Origin of the sequence: Serratia sp. NFX21 (assembly GCF_048517035.1) — a bacterium.
Classification (GTDB): domain Bacteria; phylum Pseudomonadota; class Gammaproteobacteria; order Enterobacterales; family Enterobacteriaceae; genus Serratia; species Serratia quinivorans.
The window spans coordinates 1,782,541-1,806,659 of record NZ_CP183196.1 but is presented as its reverse complement, the minus strand read 5'-3'; the positions used below and the strand labels follow the sequence as shown (position 1 = coordinate 1,806,659).

At 55.4% G+C, this 24,119-nt stretch carries 23 protein-coding genes, 5 tRNA genes and 1 other RNA gene; 9 read left to right on the top strand and 20 right to left on the bottom strand.

Translation table 11 applies throughout. From position 1 onward, the window contains the following. Positions 1-147: 147 nt before the first annotated feature. The 6 genes from ACNT1W_RS08540 (at position 148) to gpmA (ending at position 5,990) form a co-directional block, all read left to right on the top strand. A complete protein-coding gene (locus ACNT1W_RS08540) occupies positions 148-966 on the top strand; it encodes a lysostaphin resistance A-like protein (RefSeq protein ID WP_419246635.1) in 819 nt (272 codons plus the stop codon). A 285-nt stretch (positions 967-1,251) separates the two neighbouring features. Then, positions 1,252-2,304: a galactose-1-phosphate uridylyltransferase gene (galT, locus tag ACNT1W_RS08535; RefSeq protein WP_261130791.1), complete on the top strand. Its 1,053-nt coding sequence runs from the start codon at positions 1,252-1,254 to the stop codon at positions 2,302-2,304. Then, on the top strand, positions 2,301-3,452 hold the full coding sequence (galK, locus tag ACNT1W_RS08530; RefSeq protein ID WP_261408346.1) for a galactokinase: 1,152 nt from the start codon (positions 2,301-2,303) through the stop codon (positions 3,450-3,452). Before galT ends, galK begins: the two co-directional genes overlap by 4 nt. Next, a complete protein-coding gene (gene galM / locus ACNT1W_RS08525) occupies positions 3,446-4,489 on the top strand; it encodes a galactose-1-epimerase (protein ID WP_419246634.1) in 1,044 nt (347 codons plus the stop codon). The genes galK and galM overlap by 7 nt, the downstream gene beginning before the upstream one ends. Before the next feature lie 196 nt (positions 4,490-4,685). After that, positions 4,686-5,024 (top strand): PsiF family protein, encoded by a 339-nt coding sequence (locus ACNT1W_RS08520; RefSeq protein WP_012005723.1) that lies wholly within the window; start codon positions 4,686-4,688, stop codon positions 5,022-5,024. A 213-nt stretch (positions 5,025-5,237) separates the two neighbouring features. Continuing rightward, complete coding sequence (gene gpmA / locus ACNT1W_RS08515) at positions 5,238-5,990, top strand: 2,3-diphosphoglycerate-dependent phosphoglycerate mutase (protein WP_012005722.1); 753 nt, start codon at positions 5,238-5,240, stop codon at positions 5,988-5,990. Between the two features lie 70 nt (positions 5,991-6,060). Here gpmA and aroG read toward each other — a convergent pair whose 3' ends face one another. Next, positions 6,061-7,116, bottom strand: a complete 1,056-nt coding sequence (aroG, locus tag ACNT1W_RS08510; protein WP_329906677.1) for a 3-deoxy-7-phosphoheptulonate synthase AroG — start codon at positions 7,114-7,116, stop codon at positions 6,061-6,063. 205 nt (positions 7,117-7,321) lie between these two features. Between aroG and ACNT1W_RS08505 the strand changes: the two genes are divergently transcribed. Genes ACNT1W_RS08505 through zitB form a run of 3 tightly spaced genes read left to right on the top strand, consistent with a single transcriptional unit; the run spans position 7,322 to position 12,086 of the window. Continuing rightward, on the top strand, positions 7,322-7,927 hold the full coding sequence (locus ACNT1W_RS08505) for a response regulator (protein ID WP_261130793.1): 606 nt from the start codon (positions 7,322-7,324) through the stop codon (positions 7,925-7,927). Continuing rightward, positions 7,924-11,136, top strand: coding sequence for an ATP-binding protein (locus tag ACNT1W_RS08500; RefSeq protein WP_419246633.1), 3,213 nt, complete (start codon positions 7,924-7,926; stop codon positions 11,134-11,136). The genes ACNT1W_RS08505 and ACNT1W_RS08500 overlap by 4 nt, the downstream gene beginning before the upstream one ends. Continuing rightward, positions 11,136-12,086, top strand: coding sequence for a CDF family zinc transporter ZitB (zitB, locus tag ACNT1W_RS08495; protein ID WP_012005718.1), 951 nt, complete (start codon positions 11,136-11,138; stop codon positions 12,084-12,086). Before ACNT1W_RS08500 ends, zitB begins: the two co-directional genes overlap by 1 nt. Before the next feature lie 37 nt (positions 12,087-12,123). Here the strand turns inward: zitB and pnuC are convergent, their stop codons facing one another. The 19 genes from pnuC to cydA form a co-directional block, all read right to left on the bottom strand. Continuing rightward, on the bottom strand, positions 12,124-12,849 hold the full coding sequence (gene pnuC, locus ACNT1W_RS08490; protein ID WP_419246632.1) for a nicotinamide riboside transporter PnuC: 726 nt from the start codon (positions 12,847-12,849) through the stop codon (positions 12,124-12,126). A gap of 21 nt (positions 12,850-12,870) precedes the next feature. Continuing rightward, a complete protein-coding gene (gene nadA, locus ACNT1W_RS08485) occupies positions 12,871-13,932 on the bottom strand; it encodes a quinolinate synthase NadA (protein WP_261098956.1) in 1,062 nt (353 codons plus the stop codon). 254 nt (positions 13,933-14,186) lie between these two features. Then, positions 14,187-14,311, bottom strand: a non-coding RNA gene (locus tag ACNT1W_RS08480) — RtT sRNA. A 44-nt stretch (positions 14,312-14,355) separates the two neighbouring features. Further along, a tRNA-Lys gene (locus tag ACNT1W_RS08475) sits at positions 14,356-14,431 on the bottom strand. Positions 14,432-14,484: 53 nt separating this feature from the next. Further along, positions 14,485-14,560, bottom strand: a tRNA-Lys gene (locus tag ACNT1W_RS08470). 70 nt (positions 14,561-14,630) lie between these two features. Next, a tRNA-Lys gene (locus ACNT1W_RS08465) sits at positions 14,631-14,706 on the bottom strand. A 7-nt stretch (positions 14,707-14,713) separates the two neighbouring features. Then, positions 14,714-14,789 (bottom strand) — tRNA-Val (locus tag ACNT1W_RS08460). A 32-nt stretch (positions 14,790-14,821) separates the two neighbouring features. Beyond that, positions 14,822-14,897: transfer RNA gene (locus ACNT1W_RS08455), tRNA-Lys, on the bottom strand. A gap of 178 nt (positions 14,898-15,075) precedes the next feature. After that, entirely contained in the window at positions 15,076-15,876 is an 801-nt protein-coding gene (gene cpoB, locus ACNT1W_RS08450; protein WP_012005715.1) for a cell division protein CpoB, read from the bottom strand. 9 nt (positions 15,877-15,885) lie between these two features. Further along, positions 15,886-16,401 carry a peptidoglycan-associated lipoprotein Pal gene (pal, locus tag ACNT1W_RS08445; protein ID WP_012005714.1) on the bottom strand — a complete coding sequence of 172 codons (516 nt, stop codon included), beginning with the start codon at positions 16,399-16,401 and terminating at the stop codon, positions 15,886-15,888. 44 nt (positions 16,402-16,445) lie between these two features. Beyond that, positions 16,446-17,738, bottom strand: a complete 1,293-nt coding sequence (gene tolB, locus ACNT1W_RS08440) for a Tol-Pal system beta propeller repeat protein TolB (protein ID WP_012005713.1) — start codon at positions 17,736-17,738, stop codon at positions 16,446-16,448. Positions 17,739-17,871: 133 nt separating this feature from the next. Then, positions 17,872-19,131, bottom strand: a complete 1,260-nt coding sequence (tolA, locus tag ACNT1W_RS08435; protein ID WP_419246631.1) for a cell envelope integrity protein TolA — start codon at positions 19,129-19,131, stop codon at positions 17,872-17,874. Positions 19,132-19,212: 81 nt separating this feature from the next. After that, positions 19,213-19,641 carry a colicin uptake protein TolR gene (gene tolR / locus ACNT1W_RS08430; protein ID WP_012005711.1) on the bottom strand — a complete coding sequence of 143 codons (429 nt, stop codon included), beginning with the start codon at positions 19,639-19,641 and terminating at the stop codon, positions 19,213-19,215. 12 nt (positions 19,642-19,653) lie between these two features. Further along, complete coding sequence (gene tolQ, locus ACNT1W_RS08425; protein WP_006324117.1) at positions 19,654-20,337, bottom strand: Tol-Pal system protein TolQ; 684 nt, start codon at positions 20,335-20,337, stop codon at positions 19,654-19,656. After that, entirely contained in the window at positions 20,334-20,738 is a 405-nt protein-coding gene (gene ybgC / locus ACNT1W_RS08420; protein WP_012005710.1) for a tol-pal system-associated acyl-CoA thioesterase, read from the bottom strand. Before ybgC ends, tolQ begins: the two co-directional genes overlap by 4 nt. A gap of 130 nt (positions 20,739-20,868) precedes the next feature. Next, the gene (ybgE, locus tag ACNT1W_RS08415) at positions 20,869-21,165 is read right to left on the bottom strand and encodes a cyd operon protein YbgE (RefSeq protein ID WP_012005709.1); all 297 of its coding nucleotides are present in this window, start codon (positions 21,163-21,165) and stop codon (positions 20,869-20,871) included. Further along, the gene (cydX, locus tag ACNT1W_RS08410) at positions 21,165-21,278 is read right to left on the bottom strand and encodes a cytochrome bd-I oxidase subunit CydX (protein ID WP_012005708.1); all 114 of its coding nucleotides are present in this window, start codon (positions 21,276-21,278) and stop codon (positions 21,165-21,167) included. Before cydX ends, ybgE begins: the two co-directional genes overlap by 1 nt. 17 nt (positions 21,279-21,295) lie before the next feature. Then, the gene (gene cydB, locus ACNT1W_RS08405; RefSeq protein ID WP_012005707.1) at positions 21,296-22,435 is read right to left on the bottom strand and encodes a cytochrome d ubiquinol oxidase subunit II; all 1,140 of its coding nucleotides are present in this window, start codon (positions 22,433-22,435) and stop codon (positions 21,296-21,298) included. A gap of 14 nt (positions 22,436-22,449) precedes the next feature. Further along, positions 22,450-24,018: a cytochrome ubiquinol oxidase subunit I gene (cydA, locus tag ACNT1W_RS08400; protein ID WP_012005706.1), complete on the bottom strand. Its 1,569-nt coding sequence runs from the start codon at positions 24,016-24,018 to the stop codon at positions 22,450-22,452. Positions 24,019-24,119: the final 101 nt, after the last annotated feature.

The window sequence follows — 24,119 nt, the reverse complement described above, 5'->3', positions numbered from 1 at the left end:
TATTTCACCCACTGCACCGACCTTTACTGTCATTTCACTGTGCTACTATCCAAAATAGTGCCCAACTCACCGATCATCAGCACACCGATAAAGCAATGATTGCCTTCGGTAATGGGCACCGTGTGCATATTTTAAAGGGACATAGTTATGTGGGGCGTACTGGCTACGGCGTTATTCTTTTTGCCATTTAACCGGCTTATTGCCTGGGTAATTTTGGCCGCATCGGCAGGAATGGGGATGTACCATGGAGTACTGACCCCGCTCAGCCTGGCGTGTTTATTAGGTATTGTCGCTCTTGCAGGATTGCGACACCATTTTCGTGCTCAGCGCAATCTGGCGGTTGCACTCGAAGTACTGGTGGTTGCAAGCTGTGTGGCATTATTCCTGCATTGGGTGCCGGGGTTCCATAACCAGTTGATGATTGACGGTGATAAAACCGGCCCGTTGAGCGCGCCGTTCACCATGTATTACAACTTCGACAAGGCGCTGGTGCCTTTCCTGCTGTTTGCCTGTTTACCTACGTTGTTTACGGCGCAAACCGGTAAAAGCGCTAACAAATCCGGTTGGATCGCGCTGATTATCAGCGTCCCGGCCTTGCTGCTGTTGGCGGTGGCGCTCGGCGGCCTGAAGATTGAATTGCATGCCCCAGCCTGGATCCTGGCGTTTATCATGGCCAACCTGTTCTTTGTCTGTATGGCCGAAGAAGCGCTGTTCCGTGGCTATCTGCAGCAACGCCTCAGCCAGTGGTTAGGGGCCTGGCCGGCATTGATTATCGCCGCACTGATCTTCGGCGCAGCGCACCTGGCCGGCGGTATGCTGATGGTGGCTTTCGCTACGCTTGCCGGGCTGATTTACGGTCTGGCGTGGATGTGGAGCGGGCGCCTGTGGGTGCCGATTCTGTTCCACTTCGGGCTTAATCTGACCCATCTGCTGCTGTTCACTTACCCGCTGTACCAACACCCCTGATCCTCAGAACCGGCAGGCAAATCCCTGCCGGTTCTGCCGCTGAAAGCGCTATCACTCGCCCCTGATTGTTACTTTTCCTGCTTTCTTTCCCCTGCCGTTCTAGCGGTATTCTTGCTTGTGTCACGCCGTGTAAACGATTCCATTTTTCGCTCTGGATCACCTTTTTACTCCAAAGGACATGCTATATTTTTGGCCATAGTTATCCATTTACATGAGTCAAATGGGCGTTATCGGTAGGTGAAAGCGATTACACACAGCCGCAGCGACCAAGAAAAAGGAACCGTCATGACGGATTTTAATCCCATCGATCATCCCCATCGCCGCTACAACCCGCTGACCGGTCAATGGGTATTGGTATCACCGCACCGCGCCAAACGTCCCTGGCAGGGCCAGCAGGAAGCCGCACAGCTTGAAACACTGCCGCAGCACGATCCGGACTGCTTCCTCTGCCCGGGGAATACCCGCGTCACCGGTGATAAGAACCCGGATTATCAAAACACCTATGTGTTCACCAATGACTTTGCCGCGCTGATGACGGACACCCCGCTAGCGCCGGAGAGTCAGGATCCCTTAATGCGTTGCCAGAGCGCACGCGGCACCAGCCGGGTGATCTGCTTCTCCCCCGATCACAGCAAAACCCTGCCGGAGCTAACGCTGCCGGCCCTGGAAAGCGTGATCGCCGCCTGGCAGGAACAGACCGCCGACCTGGGACGCCGCTATCCGTGGGTGCAGGTATTTGAAAATAAAGGCGCGGCGATGGGCTGCTCCAACCCGCATCCGCATGGCCAGGTTTGGGCCAACAGTTTCCTGCCCAATGAAGCTGAACATGAAGATCGCCTGCAGCACGAGTATTTCCAGCAGCACCAATCCTCAATGCTGCTGGACTACGTGCAGCGTGAACAGGCTGACGGCAGCCGCACGGTGGTGGAAACCGAACATTGGCTGGCGGTCGTCCCCTACTGGGCCGCCTGGCCGTTTGAGACGCTGTTACTGCCGAAAACCGCAGTGCAACGCATTACCGATCTTAGCGCCGCACAGAGCAGCGATTTGGCGCTGGCACTGAAAAAGCTGACCAGCCGTTACGACAACCTTTTCCAATGTTCCTTCCCCTACTCCATGGGCTGGCACGGCGCACCGTTCAATGATGCGGATCACCGCCACTGGCAGCTGCATGCCCATTTCTATCCACCACTGCTGCGTTCCGCCACGGTGCGTAAATTTATGGTGGGCTATGAGTTGCTGGCGGAAACCCAGCGTGATTTGACCGCAGAACAGGCCGCAGAACGTCTGCGTGCCGTTAGCGATATTCATTACCGTGAAGCCGGAGCCAAAAAATGAGTTTGAAGAACCTTACCCACGCCCTGTTTACCGAACGTTTTGGCTACGCGCCCACACTGACTATTCAAGCCCCTGGCCGGGTGAATTTGATCGGCGAACACACCGACTATAACGACGGTTTTGTGCTGCCGTGCGCCATTGACTATCAGACGGTGATCGCCTGCGCCAAACGCGACGACCGTCAGATCCGGGTGATCGCCGCCGATTACGAAGGTCAGCAGGATCAATTCTCACTGGACAGCCCGATCGTCAGCCATCCGGATCAACGTTGGTCCGATTATGTACGCGGAGTGATCAAGCACCTGCAGCAGCGTAATGCCGATTTTGGCGGCGCGGATCTGGTGATTTCCGGTAATGTGCCGCAGGGCGCCGGTCTCAGTTCTTCTGCCTCGCTGGAAGTTGCCGTTGGCCAGGCCATGCAGGCGCTATATGCCCTGCCGCTGGATGGCGTAGCACTGGCGCTCAATGGTCAGGAAGCGGAGAACCAGTTCGTCGGCTGCAACTGCGGGATTATGGATCAGTTGATTTCCGCACTCGGTGAAAAAGACCATGCGTTGCTGATCGATTGCCGCACATTGGAGACCCGGGCGGTATCGGTGCCGGAAGATGTTGCCGTGGTGATCATCAATTCCAATGTGAAGCGCGGGTTGGTGGACAGCGAATACAACACTCGTCGCGAGCAGTGTGAAGAGGCCGCACGCTTCTTCGGCGTCAAGGCGCTGCGCGACGTCAGCCCGGATCTGTTTTTCCCGATCCAGCATGAACTGGATCCGATCGTCGCCAAACGAGCGCGCCATGTGATCAGCGAAAACGATCGAACCCTGGCCGCTGCCGATGCGCTGGCCGCCGGTGATATGAAACTGATGGGTAAATTGATGGCAGAGTCACACGCCTCAATGCGCGATGACTTTGAAATTACCGTACCGCCGATTGACCGGCTGGTAGAGATCGTTAAATCGGTTATCGGCGAGCGCGGCGGTGTGCGCATGACCGGTGGCGGCTTTGGCGGCTGCATTGTGGCCTTGATGCCGCTGGCGCTGGTAGAACCGGTTCGCGCAGCCGTGGCACGCGAATATCCGTTGCAGACCAACGGGCTGAAAGAAACCTTTTACGTCTGCAAAGCGTCAGAGGGGGCCGGTACATGCTAAACGACAGCCAGACGCTGGCTCCGGACGGCCAGCCTTATCAGTTAACCCAGTTGAAAAACGCCGGCGGGATGACCGTCACGCTGATGGATTGGGGCGCTACCTGGCTTTCCGCCGTACTGCCGCTGAAATCAGGCAACACGCGTGAACTGCTGCTGGGTTGCCAAACACCAGCGGATTACCTGCAGCAGGCAGCCTACCTGGGGGCTACCGTCGGCCGCTATGCCAACCGCATCGCTAACGCCAGCCTGTTGATTGATGGCAAGCCGCATCCGCTGGTGGCCAATCAGGGGGAACACCAGTTACACGGTGGGCCGGAAGGCTTCAACACCCGCCGCTGGCGGATTGTTCAGCAGGATGAACAGCAGGTGAGTTACGCGCTGCATTCGCCAGACGGCGACCAGGGGTTTCCCGGTAACCTCGACGTGCAGGTCAACTACCGCCTCACCGCCGATAATCGCCTGGAAATCAGCTATCAGGCGCGGACCGACAGCGCCTGCCCGGTCAACCTGACCAACCACGCCTACTTCAACCTGGACGGGGCCGGCACCGATGCCCGTCACCAGCGGCTGCAACTGTTTGCCGACCGCTATCTGCCGGTCGACAGCGAGGGTATCCCCAGCGCCTCCCTAACCCCGGTAGAAGGCAGTGGCATGGACTTCCGCCAGTCGAAAACCCTGCTGCAGGATTTTTTGAGCGATCGCGACCAGCAACGGGTAAAAGGTTACGACCACGCCTATCTGCTGCACCGTACCTGCGGCGCACTGGATTGCCCGGCGGCTCACCTGTGGTCGGCCGATGGCCAGGTGCAAATGAGCGTGTTCACCAGCGCACCGGCGTTGCAACTCTACAGCGGCAATTATCTGGGCGGCACCCCGGCACGTGATGGCGGCAGCTATGCCAATTACGCCGGGGTAGCGCTGGAAAGCGAGTTTTTGCCAGACAGCCCTAACCATCCGGAATGGCCACAGCCCGACTGTTGGTTGCAGCCGGGGCAGCAATATCTCAGCGCCACCCATTATCAGTTTTATCCTATTTGACCCGCTACGCCCCTTGCCAAGCGGCAGGGGGCCGTTTGTTATAAATGCTTACCTTTTTACCCCTCCGCGCCGCAGGCCGCTGCCTTTCCTTATTCCAAAGTGCACACTAGAATCAGGCTACGGTGATAAGCACAACACCTTGTGTAAAATCACAAATTTCGGCCACCCCGGCCGGTCAATAGCTGAAGGAACACCTATGCGTCTGATTACTGCACTTCCATTACTGGCGGGTTTACTGCTGAGCACCAACCTGATGGCTGCCGAAACTGCAGCAAAAACCCCGTCACCGGCGCAGGCTGCACAGCAGAAACGCATGACCGATTGTAATCAACAGGCCTCTGGCAAAGCGCTGAAAGGCGCGGACCGCTCCACCTTTATGAGCACCTGCCTGAAATCCGAAGGCACCGCTGCGACCAAAACCTTAACCCCGCAGCAGCAGAAAATGAAAACCTGTAACGCCGACGCCAAGACCAAAAGCCTGACTGGCGACGCACGTAAAACCTTCATGAGCACTTGCCTGAAAAAATCGGCCTGATCCCCTGCTCCTACGGCACGGCTGAATTCCCTTTAGCCGTGCTGCCTTCCCATTCGGCGCCCGCCTGAACGATTCAGCTTTTCCTCGGCACAGCACTTACTTTGCGGCAAGAAATTGGCTATGGTTAAACACTATCGATTGCCGAGCCACCGGCCGCGGCAATATAATGATTTTCGTTATCATTGAAATGTCAGATTATTAAGGAGTTAAGCTATGGCTGTAACTAAGCTGGTTCTGGTGCGTCACGGCGAAAGCCAGTGGAACAACGAAAACCGCTTCACCGGTTGGTATGATGTTGATTTGTCTGAGAAAGGCCGCACCGAAGCGAAAGCTGCAGGCGAACTGTTGAAAAACGAAGGTTTCGCTTTTGACTTTGCTTACACTTCCGTACTCAAGCGTGCTATCCACACCCTGTGGAACATTCTGGACGAACTGGATCAAGCCTGGCTGCCGACTGAAAAATCCTGGAAACTGAACGAACGTCACTACGGCGCGTTGCAGGGTCTGAACAAGGCTGAAACCGCAGAAAAATACGGTGACGAGCAGGTTAAGCAATGGCGTCGCGGTTTTGCCGTAACACCACCAGAGCTGACCAAAGATGACGAGCGCTACCCAGGCCACGACCCACGTTACTCCGCGCTGACCGAGCAAGAGCTGCCGCTGACCGAAAGCCTGGCGCTGACCATCGATCGCGTGATCCCTTACTGGGATGAAGAAATCCTGCCACGTATCAAAAGCGGCGAGCGCGTTATCGTTGCGGCTCACGGCAACTCCCTGCGTGCGCTGGTGAAATACCTGGATAACCTGAGCGAAGACGAGATCCTCGAACTGAACATCCCAACCGGCGTGCCGTTGGTGTATGAGTTCGACGAGAACTTCAAGCCAATCAAACGTTACTACCTGGGCAATGCCGACGAGATCGCCGCTAAAGCGGCCGCCGTGGCAAACCAGGGTAAAGCGAAGTAATCTTCACCCGTTGATCTAAAAAGCCCCCGGTTTTTGGCCGAGGGCTTTTTTTATGGCGCAAAGTGGGGCTTTACTTGTTGCGACGTGCTTTCACTGCTTCCGCCAGTTCGCGCAGTACAGTTTCGGTGTCTGACCAGCCGATGCAGGCGTCGGTGACGCTCTTGCCGTAGACCAGCGGATCGCCGCTTTCCAGGTTCTGGTTGCCTTCCACCAGATGGCTTTCGATCATCACGCCCATAATCGCCTTTTCACCGCCGGCAATCTGTTGGCAGACGTCTGCGTTCACTTCCAGCTGCTTTTTGAACTGCTTGCTGCTGTTGGCGTGGCTAAAATCGATCATCACCTGTGCAGGCAGACCCGCTTTAACCAGGCCTTCTTTGACTTGTTTCACGTGCGCCGCGCTGTAGTTCGGCTCTTTGCCGCCGCGCAGAATGATGTGACAGTCGCCGTTACCGCTGGTGTTAACAATGGCCGAGTGGCCCCATTTGGTTACCGACAGGAAACAGTGCGGCGCGCTGGCGGCGTTGATGGCATCAATCGCCACCTTAATGGTACCGTCGGTGCCGTTTTTGAAGCCAACCGGGCAAGACAGGCCGGAAGACAGTTCGCGGTGCACCTGAGATTCCGTGGTGCGTGCGCCGATCGCGCCCCAGCTCATCAGATCTGCCAGATACTGCGGGGTGATCATGTCGAGGAATTCGCCGGCAGCTGGCAGGCCAGAATCATTGATATCCAGCAGCAGCTTACGCGCCAAACGCAGGCCGTCGTTGATCTGGAAGCTATTATCCATCTGCGGATCGTTAATCAAACCCTTCCAGCCCACGGTAGTACGCGGTTTTTCAAAATAAACGCGCATCACCACTTCCAGCTCACCGCTCAGTTCCTGACGCAGCGCCAGCAGGCGACCAGCGTACTCTTTGGCGGCTTTGGTATCGTGGATCGAGCAAGGACCGATCACCACCAGCAGGCGATCGTCGCTGCCGCGAAGGATCTGATGAATGGCATTGCGTGCCTGTGACACCGTCTCTGCTGCACGTTCAGTGGCCGGAAACTTTTCTAACAGGGCCACCGGTGGCAGGAGTTCCTTAATTTCTTTAATACGTAAATCGTCATTTAGGTAATTCATCACTTTTCCATTCGGTATCGAGAGGCGTTATTTCGCAGAGCGTAGATCTGACCAATTTAGCCTGTGAGGATAACGCTGTAAATCACCTTTGCCGCCTGCAGAATGAACGTCCTGATTAACAGTAGATTGTGCTGTTTCATCAGCAGAGCACAGTGGCTCCTTTTTGGTTATGCTAACGGCCAGGATCCGTTACTCGAGCCAAGCCATGCCCTCATTGTTATTAGTTGATGACCACCCGGTGGTTCATGTCGCACTGGAAGCGGCGCTAATCAAGTCTTCCCGCTCCTATGTTCTACAGGCGGTAGAGGATGACGTACAGGCGCTGGCTCAGTTGGCCGCAGCCGACTTTGCACTGGTGATCCTCGATATCGGCCTGCCGCAGGTAGACGGCCTGCAGCTGCTGAAAAAGATTCGCCGCCATTACCCGCAGCAGCCGATCCTGATTTATACCGCCCAGGAAGAAGAGATTTATGCCCGTATGGCCTATGCGGCCGGTGCCAACGGCTTTGTTCACAAGGGCAGCCGACTGGAACAACTGGTGCTGGCGATTGAAACCGTGCTGGGCGGGGAACTGAGCTTTCCCGCCGCCGCGATGGCAGAAGAAACCCAGCCGACAGAAGGCTCGCTGCTGACGCCAAAAGAACTGCAGATTCTCGGGCTGCTCAGTAAAGGGTTGTCCAATCTGCAAATTGCCGAGATGCTGAGCATCAGCAACAAAACCGTCAGCACCCACAAGAAGAATATTTTGCGCAAGACTGGCGCCAGTAACCTGCTGGAGCTGGTGGCGGTGTTTAAAGAGCTGACGCCATGATGCGTGGAGTCCTGTTGCTGTTAACCCTGCTGCTGAGCCTCGGCAACGTCACACAGGCAGCGCAGCCGGTAAGTTATCGGTTGGTCAGCAACCTGAATATCCCGCTCGATATGCTGATCGCCAGTGAGAAAAACCCCTGGCGCGATACCACGTTGCGTGTCGGCATCATCAGTGAAAATACCAGCCCCTATAACATCATTGTGGATGACGATTTGTACGGTTTGAACGCCGACTATCTTGGTTATGTTCAGCAGGTTACCGGCATTCACTTTCAGATCTACGGCTTTGCCGATCTGGCGCAGCTAGAGCAGGCGCTGCATGACGGGACTATCGATCTGGTGTACGGCATTCCGCAAAATGAAGCCCTGCACGGCCTGAAGATTTCGCAGCCTTATTACGTCAGTAATCTGCGTGTGCTGCGGGATCGCAGCAATGACCGCCAGGTGATGCTCAATTCCGCCAACGCGCGGGTGGCGATCAGCACCCTGACCGATATGCAGGCCGGTCAAGCGTTGCAGGCGGTGTCCTCTCACGTGCAGCGTTATGACAATAACCTGCAGGCGGTGTATGCCTTGCTCAACGGCAGCAGCGACTACTTTATTGCCGACGAAGCCAGCGCCAGTTTTATCATTGACCAGTTACAGCTCGGCCAGCTTTATCAGATTGAAAGTACCGTCAATCTCGGGAATCTGTCATTCGTATTTGCCTCCGCCAACCCGACGCTGATCGACACCCTCAACCTGGCCATCGCCGATACCCCGATGGAGTTTATGAACGCCATTCAGAGACGCTGGAGCAAGAAGATCCCCAGCTATCTCGATACCGGCAATGCCGATCTGACCCAGATGGAAAAACACTGGGTGGCGACCCATCCCACCGTTTATTACGCTGCCATCGAGAATAATTTTCCGTTCGCCTACCGGGGTTCCGGCGGGCAGGCACGTGGATACGCAATCGACATTCTGAATATCATCGCGCAGAACACCGGGCTACGCTTTATGCCGCTCTGGGCGCGCAACCCCGAGCAGGCCGACCAATTGGTGCAATCCGGTCAGGCCAGCTTCCGCACCGCCCTGCCTTTGGCACGCGGCGTTAAAGCCCGCTACAGCGCCAGCATGCCGATCCACCGTTCGCTGTGGGGGGTTTATGTCGGTCAGCAGGCCAACGGCATTTCCACCTGGAGCGATTTGGCCGGTAAACGCATCGGCGTGCTGCAGGGCGACCTGGCACAGAGTCTGGTGCCGGCCAACGAAGAGTTGATCCGTTTTACCGACGGCAAGGCCATGTATGACGCCCTGGCCAACGGCCAGCTGGATGCGCTGGTGGATAATGTGATCTCGGCAAACTTTGTCGCCCTGTCACGTTATTCCGGCGCGATAAAACTGGCGTTCGCGGCCAATAACATCGCCTACCCGGTAGCATTCGGCGTGCGGCAGGATCAGCCGCTGCTGCTGGCTATCCTCGATAAAAATCTGATGCAGATCCCGTCCGAAACGCTGCAATCGCTGCGCGATGAATGGATTGTCGATCGCAGCAACCTGATTGATGCCGTAAATGAAAACCGCATGCAGCCGCAAACCACCTGGCTGCTGGCGCTGTTGGCGGCAGCGATCCTGCTGCTGCTGGGGCTGACCCTGCGGCGCTTCATCCTGCAGCGTAGGGAAAAACGTGAGCGTGAGGTCATCGAGCAGGCTCGTCAGCATGCCGAAGCCGAGAACCGGATGAAGAGCAAGTTTCTGGCCACCGTCAGCCATGAACTGCGTACGCCAATGCACGCCATTCTTGGCCTGCTGGAACTGGAGCTTAAACGCCAGCCGACGCCGGAGGGCTTACCGGTGATTTACAGTTCGGCGTCGTCTTTGCTTAACCTGCTCAATGATTTGCAAGATCACGCGCGCCTGGAAACCGGTTCGTTGACGCTGGTCGCCCGGAGCGTGGCGCTGCAACCCTGGATAGCCCACATCAACGCCCTGTATCAACCGCTGATCGGCGAACGCCCGGTGACGCTAAACGTCAGTGCGGCCGACAACCTGCCCGCCGCTGTTCTCATTGATGGTGAGCGTTTACTTCAGGTGGCTAACAATCTGATAAACAATGCAATTAAGTTCACGCCACACGGCACTATTCAGGTGAATATCGGTTGGCATGAGCAGGTTCCACCGCAGGGGGAACTGTGGCTGACGGTGGCCGACAGCGGCTGTGGTATCGCCGCCGATGAGATAGATAAACTGTTCCAGCCGTTCTATCGCGCACGCGGTGCACAGCGCGTATCCGTTCAGGGAACCGGGTTGGGGCTGTCTATCTGTAAAGAGATTATCGAACAAATGGGCGGTCGAATTGCGTTGCAATCGCAACCCGGCCTCGGCACTCAGGTGACACTGTCCGTGCCGGTAAGCCAGGTCGCTGTCGATCCCACGACTCAGCAGGCCGACACACCACTCATTCTGCCGCCGCCAACCCTGCGCGTAGCCCTGATCGACGATCACCCCACCAACCTGCTGTTGATGGAGCGGCAACTGCGCCACTTCGGCCTGCAGCCGACGTTATTCGAGCAGGGCCATAAGCTGTTGAAGGCCCACCGTCGGCAGCCGTTCGACCTGCTGTTTATCGATTACAATATGCCGCGTCCGGACGGCCTGACGCTGGCGAGGCTGATACGCCGCGACGAGCAACGCCATCAGCGCCCGGCCTGCCAGATCATTCTCTGCTCGGCCGACGTGCAGGAATTTACCCGCATCCCGCCAGGCCTGGTGGCGATAGATCGCTTTTTAACCAAGCCAATTGCTCTGGCCGCAATAGCCCAGACGCTACCGCAGCAACCCCAGGCGCTGGAGCGGCAGTTAGTCCTTACTGACCTGCAGCAAACCCTGGTCGATATGGCCGGTAATGAGCGACCGATGATCCTGCGTTTGGCAACAACGCTGCAGGCGACGCTGCGGCAGGACCGGCAACGGCTTGAGCAGGCGGCACAGAATCAGGACTGGCCAACCCTGGCGCAAGCCGCGCATCGCATCAAGGGCAGCCTGCTGATGTTGCAACTGCCTGCAGCGGCCAACCTGTGCCAACAACTGGCGGACAGCGGTCGTGAAGGAACATTCATTCAGGCCGCCTATACTGAATTGAGTACGTTAGTGGAACAGATCCTGATAGAACTGGATAATCTGGTCAGCACTGACGAGTCGTATTTTGCTATGGATAAGGAAGAATAATGTCGGACGCCCCACACGTACACCAGCCAAAAGACAGTAATAGTAAACGCCTACTGACCGCTTTTTTAGTCACCGCGGTCTTTATGGTCGCCGAAGTGGCCGGCGGGTTAATTTCAGGTTCACTGGCGCTTCTGGCGGATGCCGGCCATATGCTCACCGACGCCGCCGCGCTGCTGGTGGCCTTGATGGCCGTCCACTTCTCACAGCGTAAGCCCAATGCGCGCCACACCTTCGGTTATCTGCGTCTGACCACCCTGGCGGCCTTCCTCAACGCCGCCGCGCTGTTGGTGATCGTGGTATTCATCCTGTGGGAGGCGATACGGCGTTTCTTCGAGCCACAGCCGGTGATGGGTACGCCAATGCTGATTATCGCCATAGCGGGGCTGCTGGCCAACCTGTTCGCCTTCTGGCTACTGCACCGGGGCAGCGAAGAGAAGAATATCAATGTGCGCGCTGCCGCATTGCATGTGCTGGGGGATTTACTGGGGTCGGTGGGCGCCATCGCCGCCGCCATTGTGATCCTGACCACTGGCTGGACGCCGATTGACCCGATATTGTCAGTGCTGGTGTCTTGTCTGGTGATACGCAGCGCCTGGCGACTGCTGAAAGAGAGTTTCCATGAACTGTTGGAAGGCACGCCGCAGGAGGTGGACATCAACAAGTTGCAAAAGGACCTGTGTTTGAATATTCCGGAAGTGCGCAATATTCATCACGTCCATGTGTGGCAGATTGGTGAACAAAAGTTGATGACGCTGCATGCGCAGGTGATACCGCCGCACGACCATGATGGCCTGCTGCGCCGTATTCAGGCCTATCTGCTGGAGCACTATCGGATTGGTCACGTAACCATTCAGATGGAATATCAGCACTGTGATACACCCGACTGTGGGATTAACCGGGCCCCCGAGCCGAGTGACCACTCACATTCACATGTGGGACATCATCACTAGAATCAACTGGGGCGCCTTATTCGGCGCCCCAGCGTTATTATGGTGCAGAAGATAATGGCCGCGATTGATTGTTGCCGGCGCTTTTGATCCACAGCCAGGAGCCGTTCAGCGCAATCAACGTCAGGATCACGTATTCCAGCGCCATGGCATAGACGCCCTGGTAGGCGAATATCGCCACGCTGATCACGTCAATCACTATCCACAACAGCCAGTTTTCCACGTACTTGCGCGTCATCAGGATCATCGCCACGATCGACAACACCATCATGGTCGAATCCCAGAATGGGAAGGCATCCGGCTGCAGCTGCGGCATTTGCACGCTCAAACCAAGTCCCTGCATCACCGTCACCGCTGCCTGCGTCAACCAGGCAAACACGCGGTCAATATTGAACGTCATCAAGGCTATGCCGATAACGCACACCGCCGTCCAGCTCAGCGCCTTCGGCAGTGACAGCCAACGTATCTTCAGCTCGGCCTGGTTATCCTGAGTCTGACGGCTCCAGGCGTACCAGCCGTAGATATTGGCGACAAAAAAGAACAGCTGCAGCAGCAGGCTGGCGTAAAGCTGGATTTGAAAGAAAATCACCGCAAACAGCGTGACGTTAATCAGGCCGAACAGGTAATTGATAATTTTCTCTTTGCTGGCATACCAAATGCACAGCAGGCCAAACAGGGTGCCGATAGCCTCAATCCATGACAGATCGTAGCCCCCCGCTCCCAGCGGGATATGCACCAGGATATTGCTGGTACTGAAAAAGCTCATTTTATCTTCCTTATTAAATGGTTAAGCGTTCCCTTTAACTTGCACCCTTAACTCAGCGGCGAAATCCAACATCCGGTTCAGCGGGATCAGCGCCTTCTGACGCAGCGCGGCATCGACATGGATCTCATGCAGTACACCGCCGTGCTCCAGCCCATCGGCGATAGCCTTCAGGCCATTCATCGCCATCCACGGGCAGTGTGCGCAGCTGCGACAGGTGGCACCTTCCCCGGCGGTTGGCGCTTCGAACAACTCTTTGTCCGGGCAGGCCTGTTGCATCTTATAAAAAATACCGCGATCGGTGGCAACAATCAGCTGCGAATTAGGCAGGTTTTTCGCCGCCTGAATCAATTGGCTGGTTGAGCCTACCGCATCGGCCAGGCTGACCACCGCCTGTGGTGACTCCGGATGCACCAGTATCGCCGCGTTCGGGTACAAGGCCTTCATCCGCATCAGGGCCTGGGTTTTAAACTCGTCATGGACGATACAGGCACCCTGCCAGCACAGCATATCTGCACCGGTTTGCTTTTGCACATAGCTACCCAGGTGGCGATCCGGCGCCCAGATGATTTTCTCACCCAGGCTGTCGAGATGTTCAATCAGTTCAACAGCGATACTGGAGGTAACCACCCAGTCCGCCCGCGCTTTTACCGCCGCTGAGGTATTAGCGTAGACCACCACGGTTCTGTCCGGGTGGCTGTCGCAAAAGGCATTGAATTCTTCTTCCGGGCAACCGAGATCCAGCGAGCACTCCGCGTTCAGCGTCGGCATCAGCACCCGTTTTTCGGGGCTGAGGATCTTGGCGGTTTCCCCCATAAAACGCACCCCGGCAACCAGCAGGGTCGAAGCCGGATGATTGCTGCCAAAGCGCGCCATCTCCAGCGAGTCCGCCACGCAGCCACCGGTTTCTTCCGCCAGCGCCTGGATCTCCGGATCGGTATAGTAATGGGCTACCATCACCGCATTACGCTGCTTGAGCAGGATTTTAATCTTCTCGCGGTAAAACGCCTTCTGCGCGTCGTCCAGCGGTACCGGCTTGGGCGGGAACGGGTACACCGCCGCATTAACATCAAACATTTCACTCATCGCTGCAATCTCTGTGCTAGGCTGGGTGTCTGCTGCCCGGGTATCACCCCATCGCAACCCCCTTCGTTTTATATACTAAACAAAATACCTTTATTTGTGCGAAAAGTCCGCTGATATTTTATATTTGCGCGGAAGGTGTTTAATTCATTAAAAATTTGAAAGGATAAAATGCAAAGAAAGAGAGGGTTCCAGGTACAACCAGGTACTAAAAGAGATAAACGGATAAAACGGATTGAAGATGCTGGGGGCAAACCGGGGATACCGTGCGGGATTGATTCGGCCTTTGGCCTCACCCTTCGGGCAACGCTGCGCGTTGTCGTATCGCTGCGCGATGCTCGAACCTGAACGCAGGGTCTCACCCACACGGTTCGTGCGTTATGCGATGCTCAAGTTTTGGGAAAAGTGCTGAGGTACTCTGTGAAATGGTGGGCCGTGCGGGATTCGAACCTGCGACCAATTGATTAAAAGTCAACTGCTCTACCAACTGAGCTAACGGCCCACTGAGGGGATACTGCTGAACCGCGTAAGCAGGAGAGGAACTCGCTGCAATAATGGTGGGCCGTGCGGGATTCGAACCTGCGACCAATTGATTAAAAGTCAACTGCTCTACCAACTGAGCTAACGGCCCACTGACGTGGTTTACTGCTGAACAACCAATACAAAACCGAAGCTCGTATTGCGGAAAAACCATTCTGAAATGGTGGGCCGTGCGGGATTCGAACCTGCGACCAATTGATTAAAAGTCAACTGCTCTACCAACTGAGCTAACGGCCCACAGCAGTGGTGGGTGATGACGGGCTCGAACCGCCGACCCCCTCCGTGTAAAGGAGATGCTCTACCAACTGAGCTAATCACCCACTAGTGTGGTTACTGCTACTACTTCAGAAATTGGTGGGTCGTGCGGGATTCGAACCTGCGACCAATTGATTAAAAGTCAACTGCTCTACCAACTGAGCTAACGACCCAATTTCCTTGCTGCTTTAACATCTTGCAAGATGTCTTGGCAACGGCGGCATATATTACTAATTTATCTTGGCAGCGCAACCTAAATTTATAAACAACAGGTTCAACTGCTTGTTCTTCACACGAATGAGCCCAGAAATCGGTCAAATCGACTAACTTCTGGGCTCATTTTTTTACTGACTAACCTGCTACTCGACTTTTCGCCTGTTTGGCCGCAGCACTGGTTGGGTATTGTTTAATCACCTGCTGGAACACGGCTTTGGCTTTATCGGCCTGCCCTTTTTCCTGCATGATGATACCTACCTTGTACATTGCGTCCGGTGCCTTAGGTGATTTTGCGTAATTCTTCACCACCACCGCATAATAGTAAGCCGCATCATCTTTCTTACCCTTGTTGTAGAACAACTGGCCGAGCCAATAGTTGGCGTTGGGCTGGTAAGTTGATTTTGGGTACTGTTTTACGAAGGACTGAAAAGCGGAAATAGCCTGGTCATACTGCTTTTTTTCCAGCGCCAATGAAACAGCGGCGTTGTAGTCGCTGTTTTCATCACCCGTACTGGCCGGCGCTGCGGCTGTAGCGCCCGCAGAGGCGCTCTCAGCGCCGTCAGTGGACGCAGCCGCTGCTGCCCCACCTGCGGCACCCGCTGCAGCAGCGGAGCTCTGAGCGCCGCCCTGGCTGATGCTATCCATCTGTTGATAGATCTGCTTTTGGCGTTCAACAACCTGATTCAGTTGATATTGGTTTTCCTGGATTTGCCCGCGGAGAGAGTCAATATCGCGCTGGTTGTCAGAGAGTTGTTGCTGGAGTTGGTTTAAAAGCTGGCCCTGAGCATTGCTGATGCGCTCAAGTGAGGTGACACGGTCTTCGACCGAGCCGGAGCCGACATTACTGATTGGCGCTTGGGCAGTAGCGGCCCATGGGACCGCTACGCCAACCAGTAACGACAGACTCAACAAGTGACGTCTGAAGTTACTGTTCATGCGATTCTCTTAGTAAACCAGAACTGCACGACGGTTTTTAGCATAAGCCGCTTCGTCGTGGCCCAGTACTGCTGGTTTTTCTTTACCGTAAGAAACGATAGAGATCTGGTCAGCAGAAACGCCTTTACCTTGCAGGTACATTTTGACTGAGTTAGAACGACGCTCACCCAGGGCAATGTTGTATTCCGGCGTACCGCGTTCATCCGCGTGGCCTTCAACGGTCACTTTGTAAGACGGGTTGTTACGCAGGAATGCAGCGTGCGCGTCCAGCATCTGAGCGAACTCAGAGCTCACGTCATACTTGTCCAGGCCGAAGTAAACAATGTTGTTCTTCTGCAGTTCTTGCATCTGCAGACGAGCTTGTTCTTCAGAAGACAGGTTGCTGCTGCCATTTTCTGTACCAGTGCCAGCGCCAGCGCCCATACCAGATTGGTCGTTGTTTGCGCTTTTGTTAGAACTACAAGCCGCTACAGCCAGAACTGGCAGTGCCAGCAGAAGCCCTTTCAGCACTTTGTTCAGTTGCATTTCTTTAATCCTTTTATAGTTTGCCATACATATTTACACATGCATCACAGATACGGCGACCAGGCAGGGAATTTGACCTGTCCATCAGTTGCCGGAAGACGCGCTTTAAAACGCCCATCAGTCGATACCAGTTGCAGCACGGAGCCCATACCTTGCGTGGAGCTATAGATCACCATGGTGCCATTTGGCGCAATACTAGGCGTTTCGTCCAGGAAGGTGCCGGTCAAAACTTGAACTGCACCCGATCCGAGATCTTGTTTGGCGATATGCTGAGCACCACTGTTAGAGCTCACCATCACCAGGAATTTACCATCAGAGCTGACTTCAGAATCCTGATTCTGAGAGCCTTCCCATGTCAGACGCTGTGACGCACCGCCACTGGCACTGACTTTATAAATCTGTGGTCTGCCGCCCTGGTCGGAGGTATAGGCCAGAGACTGCCCATCCGGGAACCAGGTCGGTTCGGTATTGTTGCTGCGCCCGTCGGTGATTTGGGTGATCTGGCCAGAGCCAAGATTCATCACGTACAGGTTCAGGCTACCGCTTTTAGACAGCGCAAACGCCAGGCGGCTGCCGTCCGGTGAGAACGCCGGCGCACCGTTGTGACGCGGGAACGAAGCGATCTGACGGATAGCACCGTTAGCCAGGGTCTGCACAACCAGCGCAGAACGGCCGCTTTCAAAGGTTACGTACGCCAGTTTGCTGCCGTCCGGCGACCAGGCCGGGGACATCAGCGGTTCTGGTGAACGATGTACCGTAAACTGGTTGTAGCCGTCGTAATCCGCTACGCGCAGCTCATACGGGAATTTCCCGCCGTTGGTCTGCACTACGTATGCGATACGGGTACGGAATGCGCCCTTGATACCGGTCAGCTTCTCAAACACTTCGTCACTGGCAGTGTGAGCAGAATAACGCAACCATTGTTTGGTCACTTTATACTGGTTCTGCGCCAGAACGGTGCCTGGTGAGCCCGAAGTGTCCACCAGTTGATAAGAGATCAGGTAGCCGCCGTCTGCACCAGGTTGCACCTGGCCGACCACGACCGCGTCAATGCCCAATGCAGTCCAGGCCGCCGGCGTCACTTCAGACGCGGTGGTAGGTTGCTGCGGCATACGCGCCACGTCAATTGGGTTGAATTTGCCGCTGTTGCGCAGGTCTGCGCCGACAATTTTGCCAATATCTTCCGGAGGCGTGCCTGGGCCCGCCCATTTAAACGGCACCACGCCAATCGGACGAGCGGAGTCGACCCCTTGGGTGATTTCAATGCGAACTTCCGCGTGAAGAACGGATGCCCACAGTATTAAAAAACCTAGCGCTACTCGAAATGCCTGCTTCATCTCATCTCCCTTATCCAGGCGGAATGCCTGCGATAAATTAGCAGAATTTTAACAAACCAACTCAAACAAAACTACATAATCCCTGTTGGTTACCTTAGTACATCCCTGCGATATGTCTCAGCTAAAACAACCATTATTGTGGCTTAAACGTAAGGGGAGCATTCTTAAACACCTCATACACTGCCTGACTTGGCGGTTTCGGTATTCTCGCCTGCTTCGCAGCAGCTATTGCCGCCTGGCACAGTGCCGGATCGCCCCCTTCGGATTTAACATCAATCAACAGGCCATCCGGTGCCAGTTTGATTCGCAGGTCGCACTTACGCCCTTTATACAAATCTGCATCATAGAACTTGCTTTGAATCGCCGAAGTGATCTGTCCCAGATAACCGTTGATCTCGGCCCCACTGGCACCCGCAGTCTTGGCATTGCCCTGACCGGCCGGTTTACCGTCACCCTTCTGCTTGCCGCCGCCTTTCGGCGCGTTTTTACCGTCCGCCAGGCCACCAAACAAATCATCAACTTCCGAAGACTGCTCAGCTGCGGCTGCAGCCGCTTTCTTCTTGGCATCTGCGGCTTTCTTGGCTGCGGCCTTTTCAGCAGCAGCAGCAGCAGCTTTTTTCTCCGCCTCTGCGGCCGCTTTCTTCTCGGCATCAGCAGCCGCTTTTTTCTCAGCCTTCTCAGCTTCTGCGGCAGCCTTCTTCTCGGCGTCGGCAGCGGCTTTTTTCTCTGCAGCTTCAGCAGCAGCGGCTTTCTTCGCTTCTTCCGCCTGTTTCTTGGCGGTAGCCGCGGCGGCAGCTTCTTTCTTGGCTTCAGACTCGGCTTTCTTCTGCGCGTCTGCCTGTGCTTTAGCGACTTTATCCGCTTCGGCCTTGGCCTTGGCGGCAGCGGCTTCCGCTACTTTCTGTTGTTCTTTGGCTTTCGCCGCGGCGTTCTCGGCCACTTTTTGCTGTTCAGCTGCCTGCTTTTGTTGCTCCGCCGCTTGCTTTTGCTGCTCTGCGGCCTGCTTCTGCTGTTCAGCCTGTTCTTTCGCGTCCTGAGCCGCTTTTTCCTGCGCGGTCAAACGCTCTTTCTCCAGCTCTTTCAGGCGCTGTTGTTCCGCCGCCTGCTTCTGCTGAAGTTCTTCGGCCTGTTGCTCCGCTTTTTTCTGGCGCTGCTTTTCAGCACGCTGCGCGTCGTTACTCTGCTGTTGCTGGCGGTTGTACTGCTCTACCACTGCCCCGGGATCGACCATCACTGCACCGACGACCGAACCGTCGCCGCCACCGCCGGCACTCATTTCGACGTTTTCTTGCAGCGAGCCCCAAATCAGCAGGGCAATCAATACAAAGTGCAGAACGACCGAAACAATAACGGCGCGGTTCAGCTTATCGTTTTGCTCAGTTGCCTTTACCAAAATAGATTCCCAAAAACTGGTGTTGCTTATACGGGGTTCCTGCACCGCAGCGCAGGAACCGGGTTGCCACTGACCTTAGGGTCAAATTGGCTGGGTCATCAGCCCCACGGAAGTGACGCCCGCCTGATGGAGAATATTCAATGCCTTGATAATCTCATCGTACGGAACTTCCTTCGCCCCACCGATCAAAAAGACCGTCTTGGGGTTGGCCGCCAAACGCGACTTGGCTTCGGCTGCAACCTGCTCCGGCGGCAACAGTTCCATGCGGTCGTGATCCACCACCATGGTGTATTGGCCCACGCCGGAAACCTCGAGGATCACCGGTGGATTATCACTGCTGGAAACCGCTTTGGAATCGGTGGCGTCCGGCAGATCAACCTCAACGCTCTGGGTGATGATCGGTGCAGTTGCCATAAAGATCAGCAACAGCACCAGCAACACGTCGAGCAACGGAACGATGTTAATTTCGGACTTCAGCTCGCGCCGATTACGTCCACGAACTCTCGCCATGCTACCTCCTACTTATTTGCTGTCGCTGGAGAAGGCCTGACGATGCAGAATAGCGGTGAACTCTTCCATAAAGTTGTCGTAATTCTGCTCAAGCTTGTTGACGCGCTGGTTGAGGCGGTTATAGGCCATAACGGCCGGGATAGCGGCGAACAGACCGATGGCGGTTGCGATCAGTGCTTCGGCGATACCCGGTGCTACCATTTGCAGCGTGGCCTGTTTCACCGCACCCAGTGCGATAAAGGCGTGCATAATCCCCCACACGGTGCCGAACAGGCCGATATACGGACTGATCGAACCCACGGTGCCGAGGAAAGGAATGTGGTTTTCCAGCGTTTCCAGTTCGCGGTTCATCGAGATACGCATGGCACGTGACGCACCTTCGATCACCGATTCCGGCGCATGGTTATTAGCGCGGTGCAAACGAGCGAACTCTTTGAAACCAGAGTGGAAAATTTGCTCTGAGCCGGTCAGGCTATCGCGACGTGCCTGGCTTTCCTGATACAAACGGGAAAGCTCAATACCGGACCAGAATTTGTCTTCAAAGGCTTCGGCGTCACGCGTGGCCGCATTAAGGATGCGGGTACGCTGGATGATGATCGCCCAGGAGGCCACTGAGAAGCATATCAAAATCAACATGATAAGCTTAACCAGCAGGCTGGCCTTCAAGAATAAATCTAGGATGTTCATCTCATTCACTGCTTAAACTCCGCGACAATAGACTTAGGAAGCGCTATCGGCTTCATTTGGTGTGGATCAATACATGCAATCAACACGTCGGCCTGACTCAAAAGAGTTCCGTCAGAATTGACAATGCGTTGAGCAAACGTAAGAGAAGCCCCGCGCATTGAGGTGATTTCACTCTGGACTTCCAGCTGGTCGTCAAGACGAGCAGGAAGCAGATAATCAACCGTCATGCGCCGGACAGCGAAGGCGACATTTTCACTGAGCAGCTGCTGTTGATGAAAGTTATGATGACGCAGCATCTCGGTGCGCGCTCTTTCAAAAAAAGCCACATAGCGGGCGTGATAGACCACACCACTGGCATCGGTATCTTCGTAGTAAACGCGAACCGGCCATCGAAACAACGTATTACTCACTCTACTTCCCAGCAATGCAATTTAACGGTGCTACTATACGCAAGACGGATCGGGTTGGGAATGGGTTACAAGATGGGAACGAAAATAATTATGGGCCGCGATGGCCCATAACTTGGGGGTATAGCGGAGATTATAAAGAAACGTAAAGTAATCCTGCGGCCAGGATCACAATTGCCGGAAGTGGCGCAAAAAAAGCTCGCCACAGGGTGCGTTGCGGTCGGAACCCGACCCCATGAACCACCCCGGCACAGACTGCCCAAATAAGCAGCAGTCCTTCCCAAATCTCCAGCGAGCTGGTCTTCGCCGCAAAGCGGGTCGGATCCCAGAAAATACAGCCCGCCAAAATCAACGCCAGCACCAGTGAAAGGGCCCGGACCGGGCCCTTGTCGGTGATAGCGTACAGCTTGTCAGTCAGTGACAAACTCATCACTTATCGTCTTGCTGTGCTTTTGAATCTTCGTGGTGCTCAAGCGCCAGCGCCGTGATGATGCCGAAGGCACAGGCAAGAAGCGTTCCGAGAATCCAGGCAAAATACCACATGGTTTAGCTCCCTATCCTTAATACAGCGAATGCTTGTTGTTCTCGATGAAGTTCTTGTCGAGACGGCCGAACATTTTGTAGTACGACCAGCTGGTGTACGCCAGAACGATAGGCACGAAGATCGCCGCGACAACGGTCATCACTTGCAGCGTCAACAGGCTGGAGGTGGCGTCCCACATGGTCAGGCTGATGTTAGGCACGGTGCTTGACGGCATCACGAACGGGAACATGGTCACCCCGGCGGTCAGGATCACACAGGCAATGGTCAGCGACGAGGTCACGAACGCCAGCGCGTCTTTCGACAAGCGCGAGAACAGCACCGTGAACAGCGGCAGCACCACGCCCAGTGCAGGCAGTGCCCACAGCAGCGGATACTTGTTGAAGTTGATCAACCAGGCACCGGCCTGATGAGCCACTTCTTTACGCATCGGGTTAGACTCCGCCATGGTGTTCAGCGTCGAGGTAATCACATAACCGTCGATGCCTTTCACCAGCCAGATACCGCCCAACAGGAAGAACACCGCCATCACCAGCGTGGAGATCTGCGCCGCAGCGCGAGCACGCAGGTGAATTTCACCGCTGGTACGCATCTGCAGGTAAGTTGCCCCCTGAGTCACCAGCATGGTCAAGCTGACCACGCCCGCCAACAGACCAAACGGATTGAGCAGTTGGAAGAAGTTGCCGGTGTAGAACAGGCGCATGTATTCATCCATGTGGAACGGCACGCCCTGCAACAGGTTGCCGAACGCCACGCCGAATACCACCGCAGGCACGAAGCTGCCGATAAAGATGCCCCAGTCCCACATGTTGCGCCAGCGGCTGCTCTCCAGCTTCGAGCGGTAGTCAAAACCGACCGGGCGGAAGAACAAGGCTGACAGCACCAGGATCATGGCAACATAGAAACCGGAGAACGCCGCCGCATAGACCATCGGCCAGGCGGCGAACAGTGCGCCACCGGCAGTGATCAGCCACACCTGGTTACCGTCCCAGTGTGGTGCGATGGAGTTGATCATCACCCGGCGCTCGGTATCGGTTTTACCGATAATGCGCACCAGGATGCCGACCCCCATGTCGAAACCGTCGGTGACAGCGAAACCGATCAGCAGTACGCCAATCAGGACCCACCAGATAAATCGCAGTACTTCATAATCAAACATACGTGGACTCCTGTTTAGCGCGCTTCCTGCACGGCGGCAGTCGGTTGTTCAAAGTGGTAGCGGCCAGTTTTCAGGCTGCTTGGACCCAGACGTGCAAATTTGAACATCAGGTACATTTCAGCCACCAGGAACAGGGTGTACAAGCCGCAAATCAGCCCCATCGAGAACAGAATGTCGCCTGCAGTCAGTGAAGAGTTGGCGACCGCAGTCGGCAGCACCTCACCAATCGCCCAAGGCTGACGACCGTATTCAGCCACAAACCAGCCGGCTTCGATCGCGATCCACGGCAGCGGCAGGCCATACAGCGCCGCACGGTGCAGCCATTTTCTCTGACCGACACGGTTGCGGATCACGCTCCAGAACGACAGACCGATGATCAACAGCATCAGCACGCCACAGGCCACCATGATACGGAAGGCGAAGTACAGCGGTGCTACGCGTGGAATCGAGTCTTTGGTTGCCTGTTGGATCTGCGTTTCCGTCGCGTCGGTGACGTTCTGGGTATAACGCTTCAACAGTAAGCCGTAGCCCAGGTCCTGCTTGGCTTTATTGAACTCGGTGCGTACCGCCGGGTCAGTATTGCCGCCGCGCAGCTCTTCCAGCAGCCCATAGGCTTTCATCCCGTTGCGAATGCGCACTTCATGCTGCGCCATCAGATCTTTCAGGCCGGTGACCTGGGTATCTGTTGAGCGGGTAGCAATAAGGCCAAGCGCGTAAGGGATTTGGATCGAGTAGGAGTTTTCCATTTTATCCTGATTCGGAATACCGAACAGGGTAAAGGAAGCCGGTGCCGGTTGCGTGTCCCACTCGGCTTCGATGGCGGCCAGTTTGGTTTTCTGCACGTCGCCCATTTCGTAGCCGGATTCATCACCCAGAACGATAACGGACAGCACGGCAGCCATACCGAAGCTGGCGGCAATAGCGAAGGAGCGTTTGGCAAAGGCGAGGTCACGGCCTTTCAACAGATAGTAAGAGCTGATACCCAGAACGAACATCGCGCCACAGGTGTAGCCGGCGGCCACGGTATGCACGAACTTCACCTGCGCAACCGGGTTGAGCACCAGTTCGGAGAAGCTGAGCATCTCCATACGCATGGTTTCGAAGTTGAAATCCGAGGCGATCGGGTTTTGCATCCAACCGTTGGCGACCAGGATCCACAGCGCAGAGAAGTTTGAGCCCAGTGCCACCAGCCAGGTAACGGCCATGTGCTGCACCTTGCCCAGACGATCCCAGCCGAAGAAGAACAGGCCGACCAGCGTCGATTCAAGGAAGAACGCCATCAGACCTTCGATGGCCAGCGGGGCCCCGAAAATATCACCGACGTAGTGGGAGAAATATGACCAGTTAGTCCCGAACTGGAACTCCATGGTCAAACCGGTGGCCACACCCAGGGCAAAGTTAATTGCAAATAACTTGCCCCAGAATTTGGTCATATCTTTATAGATTTGCTTGCCTGACAGTACATATACCGTTTCCATAATTGCCAGCAAGAACGCCATACCCAGCGTTAATGGGACAAATAAGAAGTGGTACATCGCCGTTAAAGCAAACTGTAAGCGCGACAGTTCGACAATATCAAACATCTTGACTCCTTGCTCCTCGCAGGAAGACTCCGACATGCGGTTATCGATATGACTTCGGGTGAAGCTACCGGTAACGCCCCGCAGTGAATGCCCTTAAACAC